24 protein-coding genes are annotated in these 21,861 nt (G+C 36.5%); 7 read left to right on the top strand and 17 right to left on the bottom strand.

All coding sequences use genetic code 11. The features are described from left to right. Nucleotides 1-204: 204 nt before the first annotated feature. Both AC5P2S_RS14120 and AC5P2S_RS14115 read left to right on the top strand, forming a co-directional pair. The gene (locus tag AC5P2S_RS14120; protein ID WP_120212681.1) at nt 205-1,563 is read left to right on the top strand and encodes a hemolysin family protein; all 1,359 of its coding nucleotides are present in this window, start codon (nt 205-207) and stop codon (nt 1,561-1,563) included. Nucleotides 1,564-1,572: 9 nt separating this feature from the next. Beyond that, nucleotides 1,573-1,875, top strand: coding sequence for an ATP-dependent Clp protease adaptor ClpS (locus AC5P2S_RS14115; protein ID WP_494555323.1), 303 nt, complete (start codon nt 1,573-1,575; stop codon nt 1,873-1,875). 37 nt (nt 1,876-1,912) lie between these two features. Here AC5P2S_RS14115 and AC5P2S_RS14110 read toward each other — a convergent pair whose 3' ends face one another. Then, the gene (locus tag AC5P2S_RS14110; protein WP_494555322.1) at nt 1,913-3,217 is read right to left on the bottom strand and encodes a Y-family DNA polymerase; all 1,305 of its coding nucleotides are present in this window, start codon (nt 3,215-3,217) and stop codon (nt 1,913-1,915) included. A gap of 170 nt (nt 3,218-3,387) precedes the next feature. Here AC5P2S_RS14110 and AC5P2S_RS14105 point away from each other — a divergent pair, with 170 nt between their 5' ends. Then, nucleotides 3,388-5,223, top strand: coding sequence for a T9SS type A sorting domain-containing protein (locus tag AC5P2S_RS14105; RefSeq protein WP_494555321.1), 1,836 nt, complete (start codon nt 3,388-3,390; stop codon nt 5,221-5,223). A 56-nt stretch (nt 5,224-5,279) separates the two neighbouring features. Here AC5P2S_RS14105 and AC5P2S_RS14100 read toward each other — a convergent pair whose 3' ends face one another. The 15 genes from AC5P2S_RS14100 to AC5P2S_RS14030 all read right to left on the bottom strand — a co-directional run bounded on the left by AC5P2S_RS14100 (nt 5,280) and on the right by AC5P2S_RS14030 (nt 17,954). Next, nucleotides 5,280-7,499, bottom strand: coding sequence for a M20/M25/M40 family metallo-hydrolase (locus AC5P2S_RS14100; RefSeq protein WP_494555320.1), 2,220 nt, complete (start codon nt 7,497-7,499; stop codon nt 5,280-5,282). 119 nt (nt 7,500-7,618) lie between these two features. After that, nucleotides 7,619-8,803, bottom strand: coding sequence for a M28 family peptidase (locus AC5P2S_RS14095; protein ID WP_494555319.1), 1,185 nt, complete (start codon nt 8,801-8,803; stop codon nt 7,619-7,621). A gap of 77 nt (nt 8,804-8,880) precedes the next feature. Further along, on the bottom strand, nt 8,881-9,225 hold the full coding sequence (gene rplT / locus AC5P2S_RS14090; protein WP_283417151.1) for a 50S ribosomal protein L20: 345 nt from the start codon (nt 9,223-9,225) through the stop codon (nt 8,881-8,883). Nucleotides 9,226-9,346: 121 nt separating this feature from the next. Further along, on the bottom strand, nt 9,347-9,544 hold the full coding sequence (gene rpmI, locus AC5P2S_RS14085; RefSeq protein WP_283417152.1) for a 50S ribosomal protein L35: 198 nt from the start codon (nt 9,542-9,544) through the stop codon (nt 9,347-9,349). A gap of 162 nt (nt 9,545-9,706) precedes the next feature. After that, nucleotides 9,707-10,237: a translation initiation factor IF-3 gene (gene infC / locus AC5P2S_RS14080; RefSeq protein WP_494555318.1), complete on the bottom strand. Its 531-nt coding sequence runs from the start codon at nt 10,235-10,237 to the stop codon at nt 9,707-9,709. Between the two features lie 71 nt (nt 10,238-10,308). After that, a complete protein-coding gene (thrS, locus tag AC5P2S_RS14075) occupies nt 10,309-12,252 on the bottom strand; it encodes a threonine--tRNA ligase (protein WP_494555317.1) in 1,944 nt (647 codons plus the stop codon). Nucleotides 12,253-12,404: 152 nt separating this feature from the next. Further along, on the bottom strand, nt 12,405-12,899 hold the full coding sequence (locus AC5P2S_RS14070; RefSeq protein ID WP_494555316.1) for a hypothetical protein: 495 nt from the start codon (nt 12,897-12,899) through the stop codon (nt 12,405-12,407). Between the two features lie 203 nt (nt 12,900-13,102). Beyond that, nucleotides 13,103-13,600, bottom strand: a complete 498-nt coding sequence (locus AC5P2S_RS14065; RefSeq protein WP_494555315.1) for a hypothetical protein — start codon at nt 13,598-13,600, stop codon at nt 13,103-13,105. A gap of 158 nt (nt 13,601-13,758) precedes the next feature. Further along, the gene (locus AC5P2S_RS14060) at nt 13,759-13,938 is read right to left on the bottom strand and encodes a hypothetical protein (RefSeq protein WP_283417156.1); all 180 of its coding nucleotides are present in this window, start codon (nt 13,936-13,938) and stop codon (nt 13,759-13,761) included. A gap of 12 nt (nt 13,939-13,950) precedes the next feature. Next, nucleotides 13,951-14,562, bottom strand: a complete 612-nt coding sequence (locus AC5P2S_RS14055; RefSeq protein ID WP_494555314.1) for a DUF4230 domain-containing protein — start codon at nt 14,560-14,562, stop codon at nt 13,951-13,953. A 118-nt stretch (nt 14,563-14,680) separates the two neighbouring features. Next, nucleotides 14,681-15,223, bottom strand: coding sequence for a TlpA family protein disulfide reductase (locus tag AC5P2S_RS14050; protein WP_494555313.1), 543 nt, complete (start codon nt 15,221-15,223; stop codon nt 14,681-14,683). Between the two features lie 111 nt (nt 15,224-15,334). Next, a complete protein-coding gene (locus AC5P2S_RS14045; protein WP_494555312.1) occupies nt 15,335-15,802 on the bottom strand; it encodes a pyrophosphohydrolase domain-containing protein in 468 nt (155 codons plus the stop codon). Nucleotides 15,803-15,889: 87 nt separating this feature from the next. Continuing rightward, nucleotides 15,890-16,300 (bottom strand): DUF1801 domain-containing protein, encoded by a 411-nt coding sequence (locus AC5P2S_RS14040; RefSeq protein ID WP_494555311.1) that lies wholly within the window; start codon nt 16,298-16,300, stop codon nt 15,890-15,892. Beyond that, complete coding sequence (locus AC5P2S_RS14035; RefSeq protein ID WP_283417161.1) at nt 16,287-16,784, bottom strand: DinB family protein; 498 nt, start codon at nt 16,782-16,784, stop codon at nt 16,287-16,289. The genes AC5P2S_RS14040 and AC5P2S_RS14035 overlap by 14 nt, the downstream gene beginning before the upstream one ends. Before the next feature lie 30 nt (nt 16,785-16,814). Continuing rightward, on the bottom strand, nt 16,815-17,954 hold the full coding sequence (locus tag AC5P2S_RS14030; RefSeq protein ID WP_494555310.1) for an acyl-CoA dehydrogenase family protein: 1,140 nt from the start codon (nt 17,952-17,954) through the stop codon (nt 16,815-16,817). Between the two features lie 119 nt (nt 17,955-18,073). On the opposite strand from AC5P2S_RS14030, the gene AC5P2S_RS14025 reads away from it, so the two are divergent. The 4 genes from AC5P2S_RS14025 (at nt 18,074) to AC5P2S_RS14010 (ending at nt 20,042) form a co-directional block, all read left to right on the top strand. After that, nucleotides 18,074-18,613 (top strand): ribonuclease domain-containing protein, encoded by a 540-nt coding sequence (locus AC5P2S_RS14025; RefSeq protein WP_494555309.1) that lies wholly within the window; start codon nt 18,074-18,076, stop codon nt 18,611-18,613. Nucleotides 18,614-18,682: 69 nt separating this feature from the next. Beyond that, nucleotides 18,683-18,970, top strand: a complete 288-nt coding sequence (locus AC5P2S_RS14020; RefSeq protein WP_494555308.1) for a barstar family protein — start codon at nt 18,683-18,685, stop codon at nt 18,968-18,970. Continuing rightward, nucleotides 18,960-19,412, top strand: coding sequence for a GNAT family N-acetyltransferase (locus tag AC5P2S_RS14015; protein WP_494555307.1), 453 nt, complete (start codon nt 18,960-18,962; stop codon nt 19,410-19,412). Before AC5P2S_RS14020 ends, AC5P2S_RS14015 begins: the two co-directional genes overlap by 11 nt. A 126-nt stretch (nt 19,413-19,538) precedes the next feature. Continuing rightward, complete coding sequence (locus AC5P2S_RS14010) at nt 19,539-20,042, top strand: DinB family protein (protein WP_494555306.1); 504 nt, start codon at nt 19,539-19,541, stop codon at nt 20,040-20,042. Nucleotides 20,043-20,117: 75 nt separating this feature from the next. Here the strand turns inward: AC5P2S_RS14010 and lnt are convergent, their stop codons facing one another. Beyond that, nucleotides 20,118-21,767 carry an apolipoprotein N-acyltransferase gene (lnt, locus tag AC5P2S_RS14005; RefSeq protein WP_494555305.1) on the bottom strand — a complete coding sequence of 550 codons (1,650 nt, stop codon included), beginning with the start codon at nt 21,765-21,767 and terminating at the stop codon, nt 20,118-20,120. Nucleotides 21,768-21,861 lie beyond the last annotated feature (94 nt).

The following is a 21,861-nucleotide window of genomic DNA, read 5'->3' as shown; positions in this document are numbered from 1 at the left end:
GCTTTTTATTATTTTAAGCCTGATGGAAATGTGATTTCAAGTGAAATGACTGTAGAAAATAGAACGGTTGAAGCGGAGTTCCGTAAGAGCGACACTATCAAACCAAATATTCGCAGCTCTTGATAACTCCAATTCTTATGCTCAACATCATAATTGATATTAAAAAAATTATCTATCTTTGTGCAGATTGTATAACAACATTACATGGACCCCGATAGTTTAGTCAAACTTCTCATTGCATTATTTTTAGTTCTTCTGAATGGCTTTTTCGTAGCCGCCGAATTCTCAATCGTTAAAGTACGATACTCCCAGATCCAGCTCAAAGCTGCAGAAGGGAACACAATGGCAAAACAAGCCGAAAATATTATCAAAAATCTTGATGCTTATCTGTCAGCAACCCAGTTAGGAATTACGTTGGCATCACTTGCCCTTGGTTGGGTAGGAGAGAGTGCTCTGCATCATATTATAGAATCCATTTTTCATTCATTGAATATTGAGTTGGCTCAAACTACGGTTACAACTATTTCAGTTGTTTGCAGCTTCTTGTTGATTACAGTGATGCACATTGTATTTGGAGAATTAGTTCCAAAATCGATTGCGATTAGAAAATCGGAATCTACAACCTTGTTCATTGCATATCCTTTGCATCTATTTTATAATGTCTTCCGTCCATTTATTTGGTTGATGAATTCATTATCTAACGGATTTTTAAGAATTATCAAAATACATCCGGCTTCGGAACACGATATTCACTCTACAGAAGAATTGCAGTTGTTGGTAAAACAATCCGCAGACAGTGGAGAAATCGAAGAGGAAAATTATGAGATCATCAAGAATGCATTTGATTTTACAGATCATAATGCCAAGCAAATTATGATCACGAGACAAAATATTTCTTCTATCGATATTGAGGATGACAAGGAAGAAATTATTTCTCAGATTATGGATAGCGGTTATTCGCGTATTCCGGTTTATGAAGGTTCGATTGATAATATTGTAGGGATTTTTTATACGAAAGAAATTATCAGAGAATACATCAAAAGTAAAGGTGAACTAACTCACGAGGATCTGAGAGGCTTGATGAGAGAAGCATTCTTCGTTGTTGGAAGTAAAAAGATTTCGGACTTGTTAAAAGTATTCCAGTTCAAAAAACAGCATATGGCAATTGTTATTGATGAATTCGGTGGAACAGAGGGAATCATTACGCTGGAAGATATTTTGGAAGAGTTAGTCGGCGAGATCCAGGATGAGGAAGATGAAGAGGATAAGATCGTTGATAAAGTTGGAGATAATACCTATTGGGTAAAAGCAACGCAGCCTTTGGAAGAAATCAACGAGTGTCTTCCCAAAAAAATCCCACCTTCCGAAGAAGGAGAATATAACACATTGGCCGGTTTTATCTTAAATGAATTACAGGATATTCCGGAAGAAAATCAGGAATTCGATTACGGGCCTTATCATTTTAAGATCCTTAAGATGCAAAATAAGAGTGTAGAATTGGTAGAATTGTTTTATAACAAATCCTTGGTAGAAGATATCACAGACGAAATCACTGAAGGTTAATCAATAATTATGAAAATCTATAACAACAAATCTTACGATCAGCCAAAGCGCGAGTACGAGGAAGAAGTATTGGTTTTGGAAGAAGAGGATGAAGTGTACAAGCTGGTGCTTCATAATGATGATGTCAATACATTTGATTTTGTAATCATGTGTCTCATCGAGATTTGTGAACACACTTTGGAACAGGCGGAACAATGTACGATCCTGGTCCATTACAAAGGAAAATGTACTGTAAAAACCGGAGCATTAGAAAAGCTTAAACCTATGAATCAGGCATTGCTTGACAAAGGCCTGAGTTCTGAAATAGTATAAAACAAAAACTATCACACATGTGATAGTTTTTTTTATTTTAATGAAATCTGTAATTGGCTTCCGGCAATATATTATTTTTCAGAAATTCTTCATATTCCGGTGAAAGAATGGCTCTGCCGTAAGTGTTCTTTCCGGACATTCCGCCTAATCTGATTTTATCTTTCCCATATTTTGAATTCAGTTTATCAATCGCTTTCATAATAGGAATATGCTTGGAATCGACATCTTTTTCAAAAAGGTTAATCAGTCTTTCGTTATCAGGAACAAAATCCGAAACCATAACGCCTGCTTTTTTATAGTGGAATCCTTCTTTATAGATAGCCTCAAAGATCGAATTCGCGTACTTTGCCAAAACAATAGACGAACTGCTGGGATTGGGTAAAACAATAGAAAAGCCGTCCTTGTATTCCCCTAGTTCTTTTCGGAATCGGTTGGTTTGGATAAATACACTGATGACTTTACAGCAAGAATTTTGCTTCCTCAATTTCTCAGCACAATAGATAGCGAAAGTTTCGATACGTTCTGCGATTTCTTCTTTGTTAGTAACCATTTTCATAAAACTTCTGCTAACGACAATAGACTTTTTTGGAGAAGCTTTATCGAGTTCCAATTGAGGAATTCCCTTCAGTTCATTAATCATTCTCACACCATGGATGCCCATTATTTTTCGTATCCATATCTCCGGCTTTTGTAGAAGATCCCAGGCTTTATAAACGCCGTTGTCCATCATTTTTGCGCTCAGTTTTCTGCCAATTCCCCAAACATCTCCTACATCCAGATCCTTCAATGCGGCTTCTATTTTTTCTTTAGAATCCATTATATAGACACCTTCACAATATTTAATAGGCTCTTTTTTTACAATATGATTCGCAATTTTACAAAGTGTTTTTGTCGGTGCAACGCCAATACTTACCGGAAGCCCTTTGAGCTCTACTTTAATCTTATTTTTAATATCAATACAATATTTTTCTAAGTCAAAATATTTGAAACCGTGGAAATCTAAAAATAGTTCATCAATACTGTAAACCTCGTGTTTCATAACATATTTGCTTGCTATTTTCATCACCTCTTGGCTATAAAAATTATAAAGTTCAAATTTTGCGGAGAACACTCTTACCCGATGTTCTGCAAAAAGATCTTTGTATTTAAACGCCGGTGCTCCCATTGGAATTCCCAGAGCCTTAGCTTCATTGCTTCTTGAAACCACGCATCCGTCATTGTTGGACAATACCACAACAGGCTGATTCTCCAGCGTAGAATCTAATGTTCTTTCGCAGGATACGAAAAAATTGTTGCAGTCTAATAAGGCATACATGTTGGAAAATGGAGATAATATTTTCATCAAAGTTATAAAACAATTTGGATGAAAATATTTTTATTTTTCCACAAAACTTTAATCTTATTGGTGTAATTGTTTTTGATTTTTTCAATCCTGAATGTTTGTTTTTTTAAATTTTATAACATGATTTAAAAATAAATTTGCTATTTTGGTTGTGTGTTAAAATAATATTTATGAATTTGAAAATTACTCTTATTACAGGATTTGCACTGACATTTTCTACGATTTACCAGGCACAGACTACGGAATTACAAGTCAAGGCAAAAGACTGGATCTCAAAAAACTCAAATAAAATCGGGACAACCTCAAATGATCATTTTGATTTTCGTTCTTCAAGAAAAAGCCAGTCCGGGGAAACTTTAAGATTTCAGCAAACTATTAATGGTGTCCCTGTCTATGAAGGTGATATTGCTATTCATTTTAATAAGCAAGGCGACATCACTTATGCAACGGAAGTTTCTGTTTCCAAAAAACTGAAACAAATTGATACGACTCCTTCATACAGTAAGGAAAATGCTTTTGAAAAAGCAAAAGCCGCCGCCCATATCGCCGGTGAAATTACACATCAGGAAAATGATCTTTATGTTTTTCTTACAAATGAAGGAGAAACTAAACTGGTGCATAGAGTCATTATCAATTCTTACGAGACACCCGGAGATTGGGAGGTTATGGTAGATGCACATTCCGGAGAAGTAATCAGAGTTCAGGATATTGCCAATTATCATCACGATGATAACCGGAAGAAAAAGCCAAAGCAAAAACCTGCAGAGATGAAAGCTGCCGGAACAGCTTATATCTTTGATCCGGATCCACTATCCAGAGCACACGTTTCCTATGGCGGAGACTATGTTGATAATAATGATGCCACCAATGCAAGCCTTGATGCTGCAAGGAGCCTGGTTGCTTTACCAGACATTACTTTTTCAAACGGAGTGTATAGCCTGAAAAGCAAATATGTACAGGTGGCAGATTTCGAATCACCTTCAACAGGTTTGTTCACACAAGCTTCTCCTGATTTTCTTTTTAACAGGAACGATCAGGGATTCGAAGCTGTTAATGCTTTTTATCATCTGGACAGAAGCATGGCTTATATCAACGAAACCCTGGGAATCAATTGTAAATCGACACTGAACAACGGCATCCTACTTTTTGATCCGCACGGTTTGGGTGGTGACGACAATTCTCATTTTATCCCAAGTTCACAGAGATTGGCTTTTGGAGAAGGCTGCGTGGATGATGCCGAAGATGCAGATGTTGTTTTACATGAGTTTGGACACGCTATTCATTATTGGATAACAGGACTGAAATCTTCTTCTTCGCAAGGTTTAGGAGAAGGCTCGGGAGACTATTGGGCCATGTCTTATAGCAGAAGCCTTAACCAATGGGCTTCGAATGAACCTCAGTACAACTGGATGTTCAGTTGGGACGGACACAACGAGTGTTGGAATGGCAGGATAACGAACTATACCAAAAAGTATCCGTCGGGACTTACAGGCACTATTCATACCGATGGACAAATCTGGGCGACGGCGTTGATGCGAATTTATAACAGAATTGGTAAGGAAAAAACTGACCGTATTTTTCTTGAGGGACTCAGCATGACCAATTCTTCTTCTAATCAGCAGACTGCAGCTATTGCGGTGAGACAGGCGGCTATTGATATGGTTGGAACTTATGGTTTTACTTGTGGTGATGTAGCTACTATCACGGAAGAGTTTGTGACAAGCGGTTATACACTTCCTGCTTATCAGTGTACAATCCTTGCTGTTTCGGATGTTTCTAAAAACTCTGTTTCAGTTTATCCGAATCCGGTAACTGAGAAACTAACGGTTTCAATGGAATTCAAAAAAGCAGAAACTGCTGAGATCTATAGCTTAGATGGAAGAAAGATTTCTGAACAAAGCATAAATGATAATAACAATGTAATTAATGTTTCCGGTCTTAACAAAGGTGTTTACCTGCTCAAAATAAAGGGAACTGATATCGTTCAAAAGTTTATTAAGAAATAATATCAACTTTGTAATTAATAAAAAACCCGACTGAATGCAGTCGGGTTTTTTGATGTTTAAAATTTCACATTGAAAACTTTTTCTTCGCCGTTACGTTTCACCGTTACAGGATGATCCTCACCGGAATTGATCTTTGCAAGGCAATCCATATAAGAATACACTTCCTTTACCTCGCATTTTCCGATTTTTGTAAGAACATCACCTTGTTCTATACCGGCTTTAGCCGCAGGTCTGTTGTCCATCACGCCGTCAATCAACATTCCATCTTTGCTGTCGGCATAACTTGGCATAATCCCAAGTGTTACCTTATATTTCGGGACGGCTTTTGTTGTAGTGACTTTTGTTTTAGTGAATGGTATCTCTTTCTCATTAGCTAACGCATTTGCCAGATTAAAAACATAATTGGTAATCACTTTTTCTCCGGGATAATTGATCTTATCCGCATCATCACTCGGCTTGTGATAATCATTATGTGTTCCTGTGAAAAAGAACAACACAGGAATGTCTTTCAGATAAAAAGAGGTATGATCACTCGGACCAACTCCCGATTCGTCCAAAGCTAGGTTAACCCCGGCCGGTTTATATTTTTTCACCAGATCTGATAGAATGGGAGAAGTTCCAACACCGCCAACAGTAAGATCTTTATCCTTATTCAGTCTGCCGACCATATCCATATTTATCATAAAAATTGTATTTGGATAGGTTGTTTTGATGGTTTCCGCTACTTTTTTAGATCCCATCAACCCGTCCTCTTCTCCAGAAAATAAAGCAAAAATATAGTTCACATTTTCCTTAGTTCTATTTTGAGAGAACATTCTCGCTAATTCCAGAACTGCAGTAGTTCCGGAAGCGTTGTCATCGGCGCCGTTATGGATTTGTCCATCCGAATTGGCAAGAGTAGAGTTGTGGTGCTCGTTGAGTCCAAGGTGATCATAGTGTGCACCGATCACCATTGTTTTTTTCGCTTTGTTGTCAAGAACAGCCACTACATTTTTACCATTAACTTTTACAGAAGATTGGTCATCATGAGGATTAAGTTTGACATCATATTCAAAATTTTGAATGAAATCTTTTCCTGCGTAAGGCTTCAGTCTCAGCTTTTTGAATTCGGAAGAAAGATAGTTGGCGGCTTTTGTTTCGCCTTCAGAACCCGTGAGCCTTCCTTTCAGTTCATCAGAAGCCAGATAATAGATGTGCTTCTTCAGATTATCTTCATTAACTAATTCTGCAGGATCACTGTCTACCCAATCTGCAATAAAAACATTGGTCTCATGTTGCTTTTCACCTTGTCTGTTACTTGCAAAAACTAATTTTTTTCCGTCAGGAGAAAACATAGCAAACGCATTGAATTCACTTTCGTAAGTAATTTGTTGTAGATTTTTTCCGTCGGTATCAATCATATATAACTGGAAATCATATCCTCTTGTAGAATGATGATTGGACGAGAAAATTATTTTTTTATCCGAAGGATGAAAATAAGGTGCCCAGTTAGCTTTACCCAGATTTGTGATTTGCTTCAGATCTGTTCCGTCAATGTTCATTGTATAAATCTCCATTGCTGTCGGCGCAACGAGATTTTCAGCCAGTAATTCTTTATATTCTTTTATCTCTTCTTCGGTTTTAGGACGGGAAGAACGGAAAACTAATTTTTTGCTGTCGTGAGAAAAAAATGCACCGCCGTCATAACCTAAACCGTGGGTCAATTGCTTCAGGTTTTTTCCATCAATATCCATTATCCATATTTCGAGATCGCCGCTTCTGGTAGAGGTGAAGGCAATCTTTTTTCCGTCAGGAGAAACCACAGCTTCCGCATCATATCCTGGAGAATCTGTTAATTGTTTTGTAATGTTTCCATTAAGGTCTGCCTCATAAATTTCAAAATCGGAATAGATCGGCCAGAGATATTTGCCGTCTTTTCTGGGTGCCGGTTTTGGCGGACACTCCGGATTTGCTTTATGTGTTGATGCGTAGATGATATGTTTACCGTCGGGCATAAAAAAAGAGCAGGTCGTTCTTCCTTTTCCTGTGGATACTAATTTAAGGTTGGATCCAGCAGGCTTTTGAGAAAGATTGTATAGATAGATCTGATCACATTTTGCACCAATTGCGGGATTGGTAACCTGCATCGTAAGCATTTTGCTGTTGGGTGAGAAATAGGCTTCGGCATTATCTCCGCCAAAGGTGAGTTTTGTAATGTTTTTCAGGTTTTTTTCCTGAGAGAAATAGACTGTGGAAATACTGAGTAATGATATTGTTGCTAGTTTTTTTACAAACATAGATACTAATTTTTATTAAGAACAAATCTAATGTTTTTTGGTGTATTTCGCATTCCAATATTTGTCATAAAAAAATCCCGAGATATTTCTCGGGATTAATATTTAAAAGATAATTTTAATTATTCAATAATAATTTTTTTCGTGACTTTATCCTTATCTGCAGTTACAGTTCCAAGGTAAACGCCCGGTTGGAGGTGTGAAATATCAATCTGATGATTGTTTTCCGTATTAAATAAAATTTGATTTCCATTCATATCAGTGATTTCGAATGTAAAACTCTTGATTGAGTTATCGATTTTCAAATTCAATATGTTTTTTGCAGGATTGGGGTAAAATTGTACTGCTTCCAAAATCTTTGAAGCAGAAGCATTCTCGACAACTAGGATACTTTTAGAAGCAACAGAAAAATGTTGTATTGAACCCACAGCTGATTTACCAACATTCAAAACATAAACAGGATCCATATTGACATACAAATCATTGGCTGTATGAACATAAGGATTGTTATAACCGCCTTCATATTCCCAATATCCAGTAATGATTTCTCCATTTTGCTGGAATGGGACATAATCTGTGCTTTCTGCCGGGTCAAAATCTACCGCTAACGGAGAATATAATAAAGTACAGTTAGCTAATTCCTGAACCGCAATGGCAGCCGCTGCATTATTGCTTGACGGATTGCTTTGATCTTTGTCATGATACAGTTTGGTATTGGCTTTTGTTGCCAGTCCGCCAACCTGATCCAGATTGACTACTACTTTGATGTCCATTTTCGGACTAGTTCCATTTACGATTTGGGAAACATATCTTGAGCTTCCCAAAAGTCCTTGTTCTTCTCCGGAAAAATGGATGAATTTGATCGAATATTCAGTTGGAACATCTTTTAGAATTCTGGCTATTTCCAGAATTATGGATGTTCCGCTTCCATTGTCATTGGTTCCGGGACCATTAATCGAATCAAAATGTCCGCAGACAATTACAAATTTATTAGGATAAAGTGTTCCTGTTTTTGTAACAATAAGATTTTTAGAAGAATAACCATTTGCAGTCCAGGAATGTTCAAAAAAATCTGCGGTTGTATAACCTAAAGAAATATATTTATTTTTTATCCAGTTAAAAGCATTGGTATTTTGTGTGGTTCCGGTTCTTTTGACACCTAGAGCTTCAAATTCTTGTAAATAAGAATTAATGTTGGTTTGTGAAACTTTATTAGCTCTGTCTTGATAAGCTTGGATAAAAGTCTGGGCTCTTAAAATAGAAGTGAGTATAAAAAGTGTAAAGATTATTGTAGATCTTTTGATCATATTATAAGAATTTTGGCAAAAATAAAAAAATCCTAAGATATTTCTCAGGATTTTATATTGATAACAAAGATTTGTAATTATTTTACTTGATCTACAACAGCTTTGAAAGCTTCAGGGTGGTTCATTGCAAGGTCTGCAAGAACTTTTCTGTTAAGCTCGATGTTGTTTTTCTTAAGAGCCCCCATAAACTGAGAGTAAGACATCCCGTGCTCTCTGGCACCAGCGTTGATACGCGTTACCCAAAGGCTTCTGAAGTTTCTTTTTTTCTCTTTTCTTCCGCGGTAAGCATATTGCATTGCTTTTTCAACCGCATTTTTAGCTACAGTCCAAACATTTTTTCTTCTACCGAAAAAACCTTTAGCTTGCTTAAGTACTTTTTTTCTGCGCGCTCTGGACGCTACAGCATTTACTGATCTTGGCATAATGTTAATTGTTTTTTTGAAATGTGCGGTAATTATTTCATTACTCTTAGTGGCTCCATTTCAGGGTTAAATTGTTGAATTTGTTTCGAATTCTTATAAACCGAATATAGATTTATAAAAACTACTTAATTGCTAATTGTCTCAAAACACTTTTTGTGTCCACATTAGCAACATAAGAAGTTTGCGTCAGATTTCTCTTCTGCTTAGTTTCTTTCTTTGTCAAGATGTGGCTTTTGAAAGCATTCTTTCTTTTGATCTTACCAGTTCCGGTAAGAGCAAAACGCTTTTTAGCACCTGATTTCGTTTTTAATTTTGGCATTGTTCTGCTTTTTATAATTTGTTATCAATATTCACTTTTTACTTCCTAAGGATAATTAGGAATAATAGTTTGCAAAATTACTAAAAAATGTTCAAAGTAAAAAAACAAAAACCTCAAATTTAAATTCGAGGTTAATATATTGAATAAAGATATTCTGTAATCTTATTTTGCAGGCTTTTTCGGACTCATCATCATAATCATCCTTTTTCCTTCAAGCTTAGGAAGCTGGTCAACTTTTCCAACGTGTTCTAGATCTTGAGCTAACTTCAAAAGAAGAATTTCTCCCTGATCTTTGAAGATGATAGAACGCCCTTTGAAGAATACATAAGTCTTCAGTTTAGAGCCTTCTTCCAGGAATTTTTCAGCATGCTTTTTCTTGAATTCGTAATCGTGATCATCAGTTTGAGGTCCAAATCTGATTTCTTTTATAACTACTTTTACTTGCTTGGCTTTTAATTCCTTCTGCTTTTTCTTTTGCTCGTACAAGAATTTTTTATAATCCAGGATACGGGAGATATAAGGTTCTGCCTTATCGGAAATAACCACAAGGTCCAATTCCTGATCTCTTGCTATTTCTAAAGCTTTTGCCAACGGATAAACTCCGGGTTCAACATTTTCTCCAACCAAACGTACTTCTTTTGCTCGGATTTTATCATTGATTTGATGAAGGTCTTCCTGGACTGGGCGTCTCATCGGACCTCGGCTGTTGTTTCTTTTTAGTGCTATGGTTTTAAAATTTTAAAATTAATATTTGTTCTAAGGTTCTATTGGTTTCCACCTAATTCAAAATCTGGTTTTGCCTGTTGTTTAAAGTATGTTATAAACGCATCAACGCTCATTTCTCCTAGGTCACCTTCGCCTCTTTTTCTAACAGAAATTGTACCATTACTTTCCTCGTTCTCACCTACAATTAGCATAAATGGTAGCTTTTTCAATTCGGCATCACGAATTTTCTTGCCTGTTTTCTCGTTTCTATCGTCTATTAAGCCGCAAATATCGTGATTTTCTAATAATTGTGAAACTTTTTTTGCATAATCTGCATATTTTTCACTAATAGGCAAGATTGTGAATTGCTCAGGACTCAGCCAAAGAGGAAAATCTCCTGCAGTGTTTTCAATTAGAATCGCAATGAAACGCTCCATAGAACCGAATGGCGCTCTGTGGATCATTACCGGTCTATGCTTTTCGTTATCGTTGCCATTATACCAAAGATCAAATCTCTCCGGTAAATTGTAATCAACCTGGATTGTTCCCAGTTGCCAGCTTCTTCCTAGGGCATCTTTCACCATAAAGTCTAACTTAGGACCGTAGAATGCCGCTTCGCCATATTCAGTAACAGTCTTAAGTCCTTTGGATTTTGCTGCTGTAACAATGGCATTTTCTGCTTTTTCCCAATTTTCATCGGAACCGATATATTTTTCTCTGTTGTCAGGATCTCTCAATGAAATTTGTGCTGTAAAATCAGCAAATCCAAGTGATCCAAAAACATATAACACAAGGTCAATTACCTTTTCAAATTCCTGTAACAATTGGTCTGGCGTACAAAAAAGGTGGGCATCATCCTGGGTAAATCCACGAACTCTTGTCAAGCCGTGTAATTCTCCGGATTGCTCATACCTGTAAACAGTTCCGAATTCTGCATAACGTTTTGGTAAGTCTTTGTAAGACCATTGTTGTGCTTTGTAAATCTCACAGTGGTGAGGACAGTTCATTGGTTTCAACAAAAACTCTTCTCCTTCGTTAGGTGTTTTAATTGGCTGGAAGCTGTCTGCTCCATATTTGTCCCAGTGTCCCGAAGTTACATACAATTCTTTAGCTCCTATATGTGGAGAAATTACGAATTCGTAACCTTGTTTTTTCTGAGCTTCGGATAAGAAATTTTCTAATTTTTTTCTCAATGCTGCTCCTTTTGGTAACCAAAGTGGAAGACCTGCACCTACTTTTTCAGAAAATGCAAAAATGCCTAATTCTTTACCAAGCTTTCTGTGATCTCTTCTTTTAGCTTCCTCAAGTTTTTCGAGATATTCAGCTAATTCTTTTTGTTTAGGGAAAGAAATCCCGTAAACCCTTGTCAACTGGGGATTTTTCTCATCGCCTCTCCAGTAAGCTCCGGCTGCATTAAGAATCTTCACAGCTTTCACAATTCCTGTTGATGGTATGTGACCACCTCTACAAAGGTCTGTGAAGTTGTCGTGCGTTACGAAAGTGATTTCGCCATCAGTCAGATTTTCAATCAATTCAGTTTTGAAAGGATTGTCTGCATATTCCTTCAAAGCTTCTGCTTTAGAAACTTCACGCAGGTTGAAAGTAGAATTTTTCTTAGCGTTTTCTAAGATTTTCTTTTCTAATTTCTCAAAGTCTTTTTCAGACAAAGGCTCTCCTCCGAAATCCACATCATAATAGAATCCGTTAGCGATTGCAGGCCCGATTGTCAACTTGGCGTTAGGATAAAACTCCATAATTGCCTGAGCCAATAAGTGAGCGGATGAATGCCAGAATGCTTTTTTTCCCATATCGTCATTCCACGTCAAAAGCTGCACTGTAGAATCCTCCGTTATCGTGGTTTCTACTTCTGTCTGTTGTCCGTTTACGATAGCAGAAATCGTGTTTCTTGCCAAACCGTCACTTATACTTTGCGCAACTTGTAGTGGAGTAACTGCTCCTTCATATTCTCTGATGCTGCCATCAGGAAGTGTAATTTTTAGCATAATGGTTTAAAAATAATGTTTGCAAATTTACGAAATTTCAGGAAATAGGACACGAGATAATTTGCATTTAAGTTAATTAATTACAAAAAATAAGGACTGAAAAATCTCAGTCCTTATCACTATGTAAAGTTATATATCAGGATGTATGGTTTTTAATCTTTTTTACCTTGCGAATCCATCTCGTCAGACATCCCTTTTTCCGGAGCGTAAGCCGCCTGCCTCTCGTCTGTGAAGTATAGATCATTTTTAGCCTTAGCGATAATTCTTGCTCTTTTGCTGTCGGAGATCGGATATTCGTGGTGGGTGTCTGCGTACTTTCCCGAGATATAATCTCTGGTTTTTTCTTCGATGTCGATGGCGCCGTTTTCATCCAAAATGTTTTTCACAGCGTTTGCATCATCTTCGTTGTCAACATAAACTGTTACGGTATCACTATCAACGCTAGCGTATTCGTAACGGTCTTGTTCCAAAGTGCTGTTGTCAAAAAGCCAATGCCAAAATCCTTTCTTCTTGTTATCCACACTTTCCAGTGCTTCTTTTTCTGTATGAGAGATCGTATAATCATAAAATCCCGCATTTTCTAATTTGGTAAGGACCTCATTGCATTCCTTTTCATTGGGGAATAGTCCAAAAACAGTGTAAGACATAATAATATTTTTTGGTGTTAAACATATTTGTCTAAACCAAACAAAAATTGTGGCAGAAAAGTAGATTGAATAGATTTTAACAAATTTTTAATAATTAAACCTAAAATGTCTTGGGTTAAAACCCCTGATTTCTATATGAAAAAGCCTTCCAAAAATTAGAAGGCTATACAAATTTTAAAAAACCGTTAGTTTGGAATAATAGTTTAATTAATTTTAAAACCCAATCCGTCGGGTTCTTCGGCAATCCAATTTTCGTGCAGATGATGCCTTCTATTGTTGGTGAAAAACAGATTGTTTTTTGCCTTTGCGATGATTTTTGCATTTTTACTTTCAGAAATCACATATTCCTTAGGAAAAATAGAGTAATTTTCAGTCATATAATCCTGAGTTTTTTCTTCAACATTCACTGCGCCATTGTTGTCAAGAATATCTCTTACGATGTGGGCGTCCTGTTCCGTTTTCAGATGAACGGTTATCGTGTTGTGGTCGATACTTGCGTATTCGAAACGGGCTCTGTCAAGATGATTGTCATCAAATAACCAATTCCAGAAGCCGTTTTTCTTTTCTATATCTACGTCATTAAGGATTTCTTTTTCGGAATGAGAAATACTATAATCGTAGTAACCTGCGCTTTCTAATTTTGAGAGGACTTTGTCAACTTCCACCTGATTTGGGAAAAGCCCTATGACAAGATAAGACATAACTGATGATTTTTGGTGAAACAGAACTTTAAAACACAGTGAAAACTATAATTAATAAACTTTTGATTTTCAGTATTAAATGTAAGCTTTATTTCTTAAACAAAAAAGAAAATCCTTTCAAATTTTGAAAGGATTACTTGCGTTTTTTCCGAATCTTGTTATTCATCGGTGTTGTCTGTTTTTCCGTCCTTATTAATTTTCGAACTTTTATCCACATCATTTTTGTCGATGTCAGGTGGATTTTTTTTGTCAGATGCAGCAGGGATATTTTTGAAATCTTCATTCTGCTTTTTGTTCTCGGCAGAATTGTTGTTTTCAGTCTTTTTATCAGGATTCATAACGGTAATTTTTTATAATTCTTTAGAAGAGAACGTGTTTGTTTTGTCTTCTATCGAATAATGCAAGGCTTTTGCCAAAATAAAAATTTCGTTAAGATTTTCTTTCAGTTGTTTTTTGCTTTCTTGCTTCAGTTGTTCCTGATTAACGCTTTTTGTTATATTTTTCTTAGCGGATTCCATAATGCCATTGATATCGCTTTGTTTGAATCTATTAACCGCATAATCATCCATAAAATGAATTTTCACATCCGGGAAAATCTTAATTTCCGGCTGCGGCAGCTCATCAATAATAACCTTTTTGTTGACCGTGTCCACATCGATTTTCATTTTCTTCAAATCGTAGGAAACCTGAGCTTTTGCAGTCGTATAAAGAACCATTTCTCTTGGTAAAATATCGAATCCTGCGATACTTGCTGCTGAACTTTTATGTGTTTGAAAACTAGAAAAATCCTGTTCTAGAACGACCATTTTGTTCATTTTCTGGATTTGATTCGTAATCAGATAATAATCCTGATTGACCAAAGCTGCTTCGTCTTTTTTATTGCAGCTTCTCCACGACAAGAAAACAAAAATCGTGAGAATAATCCCAAAAATAAAGGAAAGTAAACCTGTATATTTATTCATTGATTTAGAATTTATCAGCAATGTTTAAACGTTGAATTGTTTCAGCCCGACTTGAACGGAGTTCACCCGCCTTTGGCGAGGTAGCGGGAGTGGAAGGCGGATAAAGCTGCCCAAATTATTATTTAAACAAACTTGAATTATCTTTTTTCAGAATGTTTAGCAAATCTCTTTCCAAATAGCCTGTTTCCGGCATTTCTGTAATCCTTCCGATTTCTTTGCCGTATTTTTTGACAATTATCGTTGGAACGCGCGTGATATTATACAATCCTTCTTCACCAGCAGGGGATTCTTTTTTGCGATTCACAGCGATGATCTGCATTTTGCCGGTATTGTATTTCAACGCGTCCAAAATCTTAATCAATCTTGGGAATTCTCTGTGGCTGTCTTCGCACCAGCTTCCAACAAAAACTACCAGACTGTAAGAATTGAGTTTTTCTTTTTTTAGTTCTGCTAAGCCCGTTTGGTCAACCTGATAACGGTTATATTCTTCATCAAACCAGGTTTTGAACGGCTCTTTTCTAAACTGGTCAAGCGTCTGCGTTCCCAACAACATTTTACCGTCATTTTTGGATTCTACTTCTCGGTTGACAATCACTCTTTCCGCACAGGAATTAACCGTTGTCAAGGCAATGATGCCTAATAATATTGAGATTTTTCTCATTATGTTTTGTTTTTTAACCACAAGGTTCACGAAGTTTTTGCACAAAGAGCACAATTTCAAAACTTAATAATTTCATTTGTGAGCCTGGTGAAATCTTTGTGTCTATTGTGGTTACTTATTGATGATGTCTTTCAAATCAGCTGCAGAGTAATATTTGTTCTTCAGAACTTTGTTGTCTGCAACCCTGTGAACATTGTATTTGTTGCCGGATTTTTCGTAATAAGCATCGGTTCCTTTGGCTTTATAAAATTCTACAGTTTCCTGAGCCTGAACTTCGTTGTCACAAGCTTTGGACATATTAGAACGCTGAACTTCATTGAACAATTCCACAAATTTTTCTCCCAAGCCAAACTCCAAAACAGCACCGCTCAAAACATACTGCAAATCACAAAGTGCATCGGCCACTTCTACCAAATCATTGTCTTCGATGGCTTTTTTCAGCTCGTCCAGTTCCTCCTGCAAAAGACTGACTCTCAAATCTGCACGTTCTTTTGAAGGAATCTGCGGCGTGTCAAGAATTGGGGCGTTGAAGGTTTTGTGAAATTCGGCTACCTGATTCAGGCTATCTAATTTATCCATTATTTTCTAAAATTTTAACAAATATAAAAAATGCTGTCCAAGGAGACAGCATTTAATAAAATTAAAATATTTTTGAGTTGATGTTTATTACTTCAATCGTTCCAACACACCTTTTCGTGTTACAATATTTTTATAATCCCATTGTATTTTTCCGGATTTTTCCAACCAGCGTTTTAAATCTTCTTTATTAATTTCATTCCAATCATTATAAAAAATAGAAGCATCCTGAAATTTTTTGCCTTCTACACTGAGCTTTTCTTCATCAAAATCTTTTCCACTCCAAAACATCAATCGAATTCCTTTCTTTTGTTTGCTGTAACCAACAATTGGATTTTCATCGAGAAACCAAACAGGATGAGCGTGCCAGATTTTATTCTCTGCTTCTGGAAAATGTTTGCAGATTTCTTCGGAAAGTATATCTGCAATCTTTTTATCTTCAGATTCAAAATTTTGATTGTATGAAATAATATCAGGATTCAAATCTTTAAAACTTATCATCCGCAGTTGGACCATATAATCCGGGAACATTGTTTCCGGTTGCTCTCAGATAAACAATCAGCTCACCTCTGTGATGATAAAGATGGTTGTAAAGGAAACCTCTTATGACCTGAATTTTTGGCATTGGTGGAAAAATATCTTTTCCTCCAGCCTGCATTTTCCATTCATTCATATAAGCTGCTTCGTTGGAATTTTCAATCGCTTTTTGGGCTAATTTAAAGTTCTCTTCAAATTTGGCAACAATATTTCCAGATTTGGATATGTCGCCTTTGTCGTATTGGTATGTTCCCATATCAAAAACGTCCTGATTGAAGGTGACTTCGTACCAATTATAGACTTCGGCAATATGAGAAGCCAATTCTGCGGTCGTCCAATTCTTTTCAGACGGTTTCCAGTCTAAAGCGCTGTCCGGAATTGCTTTCAAAAGTTTTCTTGTGCTTTCTGCTTCGTGCAGAAACTCACCTAATAGTGCTTGTTTAATCATTTGTATTTATTTTAAAATTAAGGTTTATAATTAACTTGTAATATCTCTTCCAATCACTAATCTTTGGATTTCAGAAGTTCCTTCGCCAATCGTACACAATTTAGAATCTCTGTAGAATTTTTCAACCGGGAAATCTTTCGTGTAACCATAACCACCGAAGATTTGAACCGCATTATTAGAAATCCTAACGCAAGCTTCAGAAGCATACAATTTTGCCATTGCGCCTTCGCGTGTCATTTTTTGTTTGGCATTTTTCAGGTCAGATGCTCTTCTGATTAGTAATTCTGAAGCATCAATTTCTGTTGCCATATCAGCTAACATAAAGTTAACCGCCTGAAAACTTGAAATCGATTTTCCGAACTGATGTCTTTCCTGAGCGTATTTAAGAGCTGCTTTGTAAGCACCTCTTGCAATTCCCAAACTCAAAGCTGCGATAGAAATACGACCGCCATCCAAAATCTTCATTGCCTGTTTGAAACCGCTTCCAACTTCGCCCAATCTGTGAGAGTCCGAAACGCGAACATTATCGAAAATCAATTCTGCAGTTTCGGAAGCACGCATTCCTAATTTGTTTTCTTTTTTCCCGGAAGTAAAACCAGCCATTCCTTTTTCCAAAACAAAAGCGGTAGAGTTATTTTTTGCCCCTTTTTCTCCTGTTCTTGTCATTACAACGGCAATGTCTCCGGAAATAGCGTGTGTGATAAAGTTTTTTGCACCGTTGATAATCCAATCATCTCCGTCTTTTACAGCTGTGGTGGACATTCCGCCAGAGTCAGAACCTGTGTTGTGTTCTGTCAATCCCCAAGCACCGATTACTTTTCCAGAAGCTAGTTTAGGAAGCCATTTTTTTCTCTGCTCTTCATTCCCGAATTCATAAATGTGATTGGTGCAAAGTGAGTTGTGCGCTGCAACGGATAATCCGATAGAAGGATCAACCTGGGAAATCTCGTCCAAAATGGTCACATATTCCTGATAACCAAGACCAGAACCGCCATATTCTTCGGGAATTACAATTCCCATGAAGCCCAATTCTCCCAATTGATGAAACAATTCTACTGGAAAAGTCTGGCTCTCGTCCCAATCCATAATGTTGGGGCGAATATTTTTTTCAGCGAAATCTTTGGCCGTTTCGGCTATCATTTTTAAGTTATCCATAGTTTGGGTTTCCATATTTTTATCTTTGTGCCCAAATATAGAAAAATTAGGTTAAGCACAATTTTTTTTTAAAATTTGTTTTTTCTTCTTTAAGAATCGAGGTTTTCATTATTTTAGCATAGAAATTTTTCACAATGAATCCAAAACTGAAAACCCTGTTTTTCTTTCTCATCGGAGCATTCGCCGGAATATTGACAATGTATCTGATTTCAAATTATAAAATTGAGAAGAGAAATCAACATGCTCAGGAAACTACGCATATAGATAATTATAATGAATCAGGAAAAGAAGATTCTGATTCGCCTAAAAAACCTGAAAAAAAATATCAAAATCAGTCCAACGATAATTCGATAGAAGAATTAACACACGATGACAAAGTGGTTGCTTACATAAAATCCAATCACAAATTACCCGATTTTTACATCACAAAATCTGAAGCAAAAAGCCAAGGCTGGAATCCTTCCAAAGGTAATCTCTGTGAGGTTTTGCCAGGAAAAGCAATTGGTGGAGATAAATTCAGTAATCGTGAAAAGCAATTGCCAAAAGGCGAACAATACTACGAAGCAGATGTTAATTACGATTGCGGAAACCGTGGAGCAGACCGAATTGTCTTTACTAAAAATGGCGATGTTTGGCTCACGAAAAATCATTATCAATCGTTTGAGAAACAATAAAAATAGGGAAGGCTTCGAGAGCTTCAGCCTGACAACCATCAACTATCAACCAACAACTATCAACTTAGAATGAAAGAAATATATATAGATTTCGTCGACATTGGCGATTATGAAGACTTTTACGAACAACTGAAATCAAAATTGAAATTGCCGGAATATTTTGGTGACAATCTGGACGCATTGTTTGATGTGATTTCGGGAGAACTGGAAATGCCGCTTCATCTCGAATTTGTGAATATGAGCGTTGAACAATTGGAATTATTTGAAGACTTGCTCACGACTTTGGAGGACGCAGAAGATGAGGTTGAAGGGTTTACATTTACTTATTATCTGGAGCAATATGAAGATGAAGAATAATATCAGAAAAGCGACTCAGGGCGATTTGGTTCAGCTTTCACAATTGTTTGATGAATATAGAATGTTCTATCATAAAACGTCTGATTTATCCGCAGCCCAGCAATTTTTATCTGAAAGACTGGAGAAAAAAGATTCAGAGATTTTCGTAGCTGAAGATGAAAGAAAATTGGTGGGGTTCACGCAATTGTATCCGCTTTTTTCATCAACAAGAATGAAACGTTACTGGCTATTAAACGACCTGTATGTTAATTCGAATTCCCGTGGAAAAGGTTTTTCAAAAGCTTTGATAGAAAGGGCGAAAGAACTTTGCAGAACATCAAACTCTTGCGGAATGTATCTAGAAACAGGGAAAGAAAATAGGATTGGCAACCAATTATATCCAAGTGTGGGTTTCAAAAAATATGATGACGTGAATTTTTATGAGTGGGAAGTGGATTCATAAATAAATGATGAATAATAAATGATTATTGATTCTATTAATATTGAAAGGCTTCGAGAGCCTCAGCCTGACAACGTTTCCCAATCTGATAAACCTATCAACAATCAACCAAGAACAATCAACTAAACGATGACAGAATTCGAGAAATATATACAGCGCTATCTGGATTTGGTTCCCTCTGAGCAATGGATTGAAGAATTGAAAATTGCTTCTGATGAAACTTTACAAATCTATGAGTCGCTTTCCGAGGAACAAGGTAATTACGCTTATGCAGAAGGAAAGTGGAGTTTGAAAACATTGTTGCAACATCTTATCGATACAGAAAAAGTATTTGCTTATCGGGCATTGAGATTTTCCAGAAAAGATCAGTCTTTGGTTTCGGGATTTGATGAAGAAGCTTGGGCAGATAATTCTTATGCAGACAGCAGGACTTTGAAAAGCCTGATTAAAGAATTTAAATTAACCAGAAAATTATCAATTAAATTCTTTAAAAATCTTCCCGAAGAAGCACTTCAATTGATTGGAATTGTAAATGGAAATGACATCAAAGTGGAAACCATCGGGAAATTAACCGTCGGTCACAACATTCATCATTTGAATATTATTAAGGAAAGGTATTTGCCGAATCTTTGAGTTTAAGAGTCAGAGAGTTTTAGGGCGTTAGGGTTTAAAAGTAACTCTCACACTCAAACACTCAAACGCTCAAACTTATTTCTTTCTCGTCAAATACTTTCTTCCAGGGATAAAAAGCAACAGTGCTCCAATCACAAAAAGACAAATTCTGGAAAGGAAATCGCCGCTTTTGGTATAAAACGTTTCTTTGTCAATCAGATTGACTTTTGCGGTTAATGCGCCTTTTGCGCCGTAAGGTAATTCGTCTACAATATCGCCTCGGGAATTGATGTGAGCACTTGTTCCACTATTCGCTGCTCTTGCAATTTCGCGTCTGGTTTCTATTGCCCGAAGTTTTGCATAAACCAGCAATTGCTTATGTCCTTGCGAATATCCCCACCAGGAATCATTAGTTACAATAGTCAGAAGATTTGCTCCTTTTTTGACATAATCAGTCACGAATTCTCCATAAATACTTTCGTAGCAAATGATTGGCGCAATTACAGATTTGTTGTAAGGATTGGCAAAAACTTTTCGTTCGTTGGAAATTCCAAGAGAACGTGTTGTTCCTCCCAAATCCAACATTACATCTCCTAAAATTGGTTTGAAGAAATTGATATAAGGAAAAATCTCAACGCCGGGAACGAGCATTGCTTTGTGATATATTTCCGGTTGCTGATTCGGGATGATTTGGATTGCAGAATTATATTCGTCCACCCAAATGCCTTGTCTGTCGAGATAACTTGCTGTTGCAGGTTTTTCTTCGTCTTCTCTATAAACATAATAGCTGGAAATTCCGCCAGAGAAAACAGATTTCGGATGTTGGGAAAGAAAACCTTTGATATTATTAATCAACAAACTATTATTAAAACCTCTTTCGCTGAAACCACCAATTCCCGGGAGTGAAGTTTCCGGAGCAAGATATAAATCGATTTTTGATTTTTTATCGCTTTGTAAAACCGAATTTTCTGTAGCCAATTTCAGCAAATCACTTTCAATCGTCAAACTGTCTTTTTGATATTTTTCGGTATAAGGATCCAACGCTGGCTGAAGCATTGTAACATTAATTGTTCCGATTGGTTTTACTGAATAATTATAATATTTAACCAAAGAAATGACCATTGGAAGAATGATAAAACCTGCTGTCATCAAAACATTTTTAATCAAAGATTTTCTGATTCTTCCAGCTTCCCAAATTCTTATCGTATAAAATACCAAAACATTACAAATCAGAATCCAGAAGCTTCCGCCTGTTGCACCCAAAGTATCATACCACTGAACAAACTGATGATATTCTGCAAAGACATTTCCGAAATTCAGCCAAGGCCAGGTAAATTCCCAAACGAGATGAAGCTTCTCAAAAGCCATCCAAATCGCTACAAAAAAGACCAATCCGAAATAGGTTCCCTGACTTTTCTTATAAAAATGATAAGCCAGGAAAACCAAAGCCATAAAAAATGAATTGGTTAATACAGGAAACAGAACTGCCAAAAGAGATTTGCTTCCGTCAGGTAATTGCGAGTTGTAAAGCCAACCCGTTGTAACCCAATTCCAAATCAAAAAAGTAAGATAGGAAAAACCAAAAACCGCCAAGCTTTTCTTTTTGATATTGCTGAATTTTGCAATGTTATGTTCCATCATCAGAAGCGGAACCCAGGCAAAAAATATAAAAAACGGAATACCGTAAGTAGGCCACGAAATGGCTAACAAAACACCCGAAATTAAAGCTAGTAAAAGGTTTTTCATTTTTTAAAAATTTCTTCTAAACCACAAAAGTAACAAAAGCTATCATCTTTTTAAATTTTTCAAATTTTCAAAAAAGAACATATTATTTAAATTA

The organism is Epilithonimonas sp. 33E (assembly GCF_059372615.1).
Note: the sequence above shows the minus strand (reverse complement) of the source record. Positions and strands in the feature narration are given on the sequence as shown.

What these genes read in the sequence shown, in the direction of transcription:
- AC5P2S_RS14120 (WP_120212681.1), top strand. Translation starts at nt 205, where the DNA reads ATGGACCCCGATAGTTTAGTCAAACTTCTCATTGCATTATTTTTAGTT.
- AC5P2S_RS14115 (WP_494555323.1), top strand. Translation starts at nt 1,573, where the DNA reads ATGAAAATCTATAACAACAAATCTTACGATCAGCCAAAGCGCGAGTAC.
- AC5P2S_RS14110 (WP_494555322.1), bottom strand. Translation starts at nt 3,217, where the DNA reads ATGAAAATATTATCTCCATTTTCCAACATGTATGCCTTATTAGACTGC.
- AC5P2S_RS14105 (WP_494555321.1), top strand. Translation starts at nt 3,388, where the DNA reads ATGAATTTGAAAATTACTCTTATTACAGGATTTGCACTGACATTTTCT.
- AC5P2S_RS14100 (WP_494555320.1), bottom strand. Translation starts at nt 7,499, where the DNA reads ATGTTTGTAAAAAAACTAGCAACAATATCATTACTCAGTATTTCCACA.
- AC5P2S_RS14095 (WP_494555319.1), bottom strand. Translation starts at nt 8,803, where the DNA reads ATGATCAAAAGATCTACAATAATCTTTACACTTTTTATACTCACTTCT.
- rplT (WP_283417151.1), bottom strand. Translation starts at nt 9,225, where the DNA reads ATGCCAAGATCAGTAAATGCTGTAGCGTCCAGAGCGCGCAGAAAAAAA.
- rpmI (WP_283417152.1), bottom strand. Translation starts at nt 9,544, where the DNA reads ATGCCAAAATTAAAAACGAAATCAGGTGCTAAAAAGCGTTTTGCTCTT.
- infC (WP_494555318.1), bottom strand. Translation starts at nt 10,237, where the DNA reads ATGAGACGCCCAGTCCAGGAAGACCTTCATCAAATCAATGATAAAATC.
- thrS (WP_494555317.1), bottom strand. Translation starts at nt 12,252, where the DNA reads ATGCTAAAAATTACACTTCCTGATGGCAGCATCAGAGAATATGAAGGA.
- AC5P2S_RS14070 (WP_494555316.1), bottom strand. Translation starts at nt 12,899, where the DNA reads ATGTCTTACACTGTTTTTGGACTATTCCCCAATGAAAAGGAATGCAAT.
- AC5P2S_RS14065 (WP_494555315.1), bottom strand. Translation starts at nt 13,600, where the DNA reads ATGTCTTATCTTGTCATAGGGCTTTTCCCAAATCAGGTGGAAGTTGAC.
- AC5P2S_RS14060 (WP_283417156.1), bottom strand. Translation starts at nt 13,938, where the DNA reads ATGAATCCTGATAAAAAGACTGAAAACAACAATTCTGCCGAGAACAAA.
- AC5P2S_RS14055 (WP_494555314.1), bottom strand. Translation starts at nt 14,562, where the DNA reads ATGAATAAATATACAGGTTTACTTTCCTTTATTTTTGGGATTATTCTC.
- AC5P2S_RS14050 (WP_494555313.1), bottom strand. Translation starts at nt 15,223, where the DNA reads ATGAGAAAAATCTCAATATTATTAGGCATCATTGCCTTGACAACGGTT.
- AC5P2S_RS14045 (WP_494555312.1), bottom strand. Translation starts at nt 15,802, where the DNA reads ATGGATAAATTAGATAGCCTGAATCAGGTAGCCGAATTTCACAAAACC.
- AC5P2S_RS14040 (WP_494555311.1), bottom strand. Translation starts at nt 16,300, where the DNA reads ATGATAAGTTTTAAAGATTTGAATCCTGATATTATTTCATACAATCAA.
- AC5P2S_RS14035 (WP_283417161.1), bottom strand. Translation starts at nt 16,784, where the DNA reads ATGATTAAACAAGCACTATTAGGTGAGTTTCTGCACGAAGCAGAAAGC.
- AC5P2S_RS14030 (WP_494555310.1), bottom strand. Translation starts at nt 17,954, where the DNA reads ATGGAAACCCAAACTATGGATAACTTAAAAATGATAGCCGAAACGGCC.
- AC5P2S_RS14025 (WP_494555309.1), top strand. Translation starts at nt 18,074, where the DNA reads ATGAATCCAAAACTGAAAACCCTGTTTTTCTTTCTCATCGGAGCATTC.
- AC5P2S_RS14020 (WP_494555308.1), top strand. Translation starts at nt 18,683, where the DNA reads ATGAAAGAAATATATATAGATTTCGTCGACATTGGCGATTATGAAGAC.
- AC5P2S_RS14015 (WP_494555307.1), top strand. Translation starts at nt 18,960, where the DNA reads ATGAAGAATAATATCAGAAAAGCGACTCAGGGCGATTTGGTTCAGCTT.
- AC5P2S_RS14010 (WP_494555306.1), top strand. Translation starts at nt 19,539, where the DNA reads ATGACAGAATTCGAGAAATATATACAGCGCTATCTGGATTTGGTTCCC.
- lnt (WP_494555305.1), bottom strand. Translation starts at nt 21,767, where the DNA reads ATGAAAAACCTTTTACTAGCTTTAATTTCGGGTGTTTTGTTAGCCATT.